The 4,135-nt window shown below is 58.2% G+C and carries 4 protein-coding genes and 1 pseudogene; 4 read left to right on the top strand and 1 reads right to left on the bottom strand.

Annotated features, from left to right (window positions below):
• Positions 1-257 (bottom strand): annotated as a pseudogene (locus tag AC6RA8_RS21570) (branched-chain amino acid ABC transporter substrate-binding protein); the annotation flags it as partial.
• A 230-nt stretch (positions 258-487) separates the two neighbouring features.
• Here AC6RA8_RS21570 and AC6RA8_RS21575 point away from each other — a divergent pair.
• From AC6RA8_RS21575 to AC6RA8_RS21590, 4 genes are all read left to right on the top strand, one after another.
• Entirely contained in the window at positions 488-1,795 is a 1,308-nt protein-coding gene (locus AC6RA8_RS21575) for a short-chain fatty acyl-CoA regulator family protein (RefSeq protein ID WP_500355772.1), read from the top strand.
• 90 nt (positions 1,796-1,885) lie between these two features.
• Positions 1,886-2,260, top strand: a complete 375-nt coding sequence (locus tag AC6RA8_RS21580; RefSeq protein ID WP_299772004.1) for a response regulator transcription factor — start codon at positions 1,886-1,888, stop codon at positions 2,258-2,260.
• Positions 2,257-2,553, top strand: a complete 297-nt coding sequence (locus AC6RA8_RS21585; RefSeq protein ID WP_500355768.1) for a hypothetical protein — start codon at positions 2,257-2,259, stop codon at positions 2,551-2,553. The genes AC6RA8_RS21580 and AC6RA8_RS21585 overlap by 4 nt, the downstream gene beginning before the upstream one ends.
• On the top strand, positions 2,550-4,135 hold a 1,586-nt coding region (locus AC6RA8_RS21590), incomplete at its 3' end, for a sodium:solute symporter family protein (protein ID WP_500355770.1). The genes AC6RA8_RS21585 and AC6RA8_RS21590, both read left to right, overlap by 4 nt.

Consider the following 4,135-nt stretch of genomic DNA (forward strand, 5'->3'; position numbering starts at 1 on the left):
GTGTTCATCAGGCCGCCGTCGCCGCCACCGTTCAGGTGTTCGACCGCCAGCTCGTAGGCGCGCAGTTCGTCGGCACCTTCGTCAGCGTAGGGGCCGGTCTGCGGTACGTTGAAGCCCAGTGTCACGCTTGAACCCGTTGGTTCGTTCGTGAACGCCGCGGCCGACTGCGCCGTAAAGATCGTTGGTGCAGCAACGCCGGCGCCTGCGATGGCACCGGTCTTGAGCACGCCACGACGCGTCAGATTCGTTTTGGACATGAATATCCTCCCAATTGTTGAAAAGCGCGATCCTGCTCCTCAACCGGATCGCCCATGCACTTTTCGTGCAAAGCCAATATCGCGCGGGATTGGAAAATTGCGCAATAAACCCCTTGTTTTGCAGAATTATTTTGTAAACAATTGCACAATACGAAGGTATACTTTGTAAACTTTGTTATGTCGCAGCGCAGAAACGCGTTGAAATGACTTACAAACGGGTGGGAATGGTCATGGCGCGGGACGCACTCACAGGCACACGGATACGTGAGCGTAGAACGATGGGAGGTCTCAAGCAGTCTGATTTGGCGCGTCAGATTGGCATCTCAGCGTCTTACCTGAACCTGATTGAACACAATCGTCGCAGAATCGGGGGCAAGCTGTTGCTTGATATTGCGGCGGCTTTGGAGGTTGAACCGACCGTATTGAGCGAGGGCGCTGAGGCCGCCCTGATTGCTTCACTGCAAGAGGCTGCTCAACGCGCAAACATGCCTGAAGCTGAAAGTGGAAGGGCGGAGGAGTTCGCTGGTCGTTTTCCGAGCTGGGCGGATGCACTGGCAGCCGCACATCGCAAGATTGCGGACCTGGAGCGCACGGTGGAGACACTGAGTGATCGTTTGGCGCACGACCCGGAGCTTGCTGCCTCGGTGCACGAGGTGTTGTCCACGGCGGCGTCGATTAGGTCAACAGCCTCCATTCTGGCTGAAGACAAGACCATCACGGAAGAATGGCGCAACAGGTTTCATGCCAATATCGACGCCGACAGTCGACGCCTTGCCGACAGCTCGAAGGCACTGGTTGGTTTTCTGGATGCTGAGACTGGTGAGGCAGCACCCTCTGGGTCTCCGCAAGAAGAGGTCGCGCAGTTTCTGGCAGCGCATGACTACGGGTTTTCATCTCTTGAGGACGGGTCGGGGAGCGTTGACAGTATTGTCTCGGGGGCACCGGAATTGGTGTCGGCCCAATCCCGTCATCTTGCCCGTACCGTGCTTGACCGTGTGGTTCAGGACAGTGCCCAGGTCGCAATGACCGATTTGCAAGCCGCGCTTGCTGAGGATGGGGCTGATGTGATTGCGCTGTCCCATCGCTTTGGCGTTTCCGTTCCGCATATGATGCGCCGCATTGCTGCTGTTCCCGGGCTTGATGCCGGGCTTGTCGTGTCTGATCGCGCTGGCAGTCTTCTGTTCCGCAAGGATATCGAAGGGTTCACCATCCCGCGCCATGGGGCTGCCTGTCCGTTATGGCCCCTGTTTCAGGTGATGGGTCAACCGGGGCAGGTGATCCGTGCGCGGGTTCAGATGCCGTCGCGGGACGGTGCTGTTTTTGACTGTTTTGCTGCTGCAGAACCGGTAGGGCCGGTGGTTTTTAATGCCCCGCGGCTTTTGGAGGCTGCAATGCTTATTCTGCCAGTGCCGGATGGCCACGCGGCAGAAGGTGTTCCGGTCGAAGACATCGGTCCGGCATGTCGCATCTGTCCACGTGGTGGGTGTGCAGGGCGGCGTGAGCCATCGATCCTGAGTGACGGGTTCGGAGGTTTTTGACAGCTTGGCCAAATGCGCACATAGTTGGGCGCGCCAGCCAAGAGGCGAAACTGCTGCGGGTTGGTGCGATTTTGGGGAGGAGTCGCAGACATGGGCAAGCATGTTTTGCTCGTTGAAGACGAGATTAACATCATAGAGGCAATCCAGTTCCTGCTCAGCCGCGAGGGTTGGCAGGTTGATACGCACTCGGACGGAGCGACGGCGGTCGACAAGGTGCGCAACATGCGCCCCGATCTGGTCGTTCTGGACTACATGTTGCCGGGCAAGAACGGTATCGACATTCTGACCGAATTGCGAGCCGACCCGGACTTTGAGCGGTTGCCGGTTCTGATGCTGACCGCACGTGGTCAAAGTAGGGATCGGGATCTGGCCGAACGGGCAGGCGTCAGTCGCTTCATGACCAAGCCGTTTTCCAATACAGAGGTGGTGACGGCCGTTCGCGATCTTGTTCAATTGGCGCAATGACGGACCAGAATACAAACACGACACTGTTCCTGGAGCGGCGCAGCTATCGCCGCCGGCGGGTAATGGATGCGTTGCGCCTGCTGCCTATTGTAGGTCTGCTGTTGTGGTTGTTTCCGGTGTTTTGGCCAAACGCGAAGGATGGCCCCGACGCGCCTGCATCTGTGTCCATGTCTGGCGCCGTCACTTACGTCTTTTTAGTCTGGGTTGTCCTGATCCTGTCAGCCTTGGCGCTATGGTGGGTTTTGTCCAAACGTTCGGGTGAGGCATCCGAGCCGCCGGAGCAGCAACAATGATATCCGTCAACCAGCTGGTTGCCGTCAGTCTGGTCTATGTCGCGTTTCTGTTTGCCATCGCGTTCTTTGCCGAGCGCGCTTCGGTCCGTGGGCGCAGTGGCTGGTTGCGGTCGCCTTTGGTCTACACCTTATCTCTGTCCATCTATTGCACCGCATGGACCTTCTACGGGGCGGTTGGATACGCGGCTCGGTCGGGGATGGAGTTTGTCACCATCTACCTGGGTCCCAGCCTTGTGATGATCGGTTGGTGGTGGGTGCTGCGCAGGCTTGTTCGGATCGGACGCGCGCAGCGGGCAACGTCGGTCGCTGACCTGATTTCAGCGAGGTACGGCAAGTCCAATTTGCTGGCTATCGTTGTGACGCTGATGGCCGTTGTTGGCGTCACACCCTATATCGCTTTGCAGCTGCAATCGGTGACGCTTTCCGTGTCGATTTTCTCCGATCCGGTCCAGACCGATGGCCTGAGCCAATCCACGGCCACGTTCTGGGTGGCCTGTGGTCTTGCCATCTTCACCGTCTTATTCGGAACACGGAACCTGAATGCCAACGAGCGCCATGACGGCGTGGTGATCGCCATTGCAGTTGAGGCGGTTGTGAAACTGATTGCCCTACTGGCTGTCGGCATCTTTGTTGTCTGGGGGATTGCCGGTGGCATTGGTCCCATGCTCGAGCGCATTGACTCGTCGCCCATCGGCGAATGGAGCATGGATCGCAGCCGCTGGGTTGCCCTGACGGCCTTGTCTGCGGCTGCTTTTCTGGCGCTGCCACGCATGTTCCAGGTCATGGTGGTGGAGAATGATGACGAGCGCCACTTGCAAATCGCGAGCTGGGCCTTCCCGCTTTATCTGATGCTGATGAGCTTGTTCGTGGTGCCGATTGCCGTGGTCGGCCTCGACATATTGCCAGAGGGCAGTAATCCGGACCTTTTCGTCCTGACCGTTCCATTGGCCGAAGGGCAGGGCGGTCTTGCAACACTGTCCTTCCTTGGCGGGTTTTCGTCGGCCACGTCCATGGTCATCGTTGCCACGCTTGCCCTGTCCACAATGGTGTCGAACCATATCGTTATGCCCATCTGGTTGAGCACTCAGGCCGAGGGGGCCCAGGTATCGGGGGATGTCCGGAGTGTTGTGATCTTGGCCCGACGGGCCTCGATCCTTCTGATTATCTTTTTTGGCTACCTCTACTACCGCTTATCCGGTGGTGGCGCTGCGCTGGCAGCGATTGGTCTCATATCCTTTGTTGGTGTGGCGCAATTTCTACCAGCCATGTTGGGCGGTATCTTTTGGCGGGGCGCCACCCGTTGGGGCGCGCTTGCAGGGCTGGTGGTTGGTTTTACTGTCTGGGTTTTTTGTTCGCTCTTGCCCAGCTTTGGGCCGGACGCAGTCCTGAGTGCGTCTGTCTTTGATCACGGCATCGCGGGCTTGGGATGGCTGAGACCGCAGGCCTTGTTCGGGATCGAGGGGATCGACCCGACTGTGCACGCAATTGTTTGGTCGATCACATTGAACCTCGTTGCGTTCCTCAGCGTGTCCCTTGTCACCTTTCCGCAGCCCCTCGAGCGCCTGCAAGGCGCTCAATTCGT

This window comes from Tateyamaria sp. (assembly GCF_059783535.1).

Bases quoted from the DNA above. Each gene is read 5' to 3' on its own strand.
- AC6RA8_RS21575 (WP_500355772.1), top strand. From the start codon at position 488: ATGGCGCGGGACGCACTCACAGGCACACGGATACGTGAGCGTAGAACG.
- AC6RA8_RS21580 (WP_299772004.1), top strand. From the start codon at position 1,886: ATGGGCAAGCATGTTTTGCTCGTTGAAGACGAGATTAACATCATAGAG.
- AC6RA8_RS21585 (WP_500355768.1), top strand. From the start codon at position 2,257: ATGACGGACCAGAATACAAACACGACACTGTTCCTGGAGCGGCGCAGC.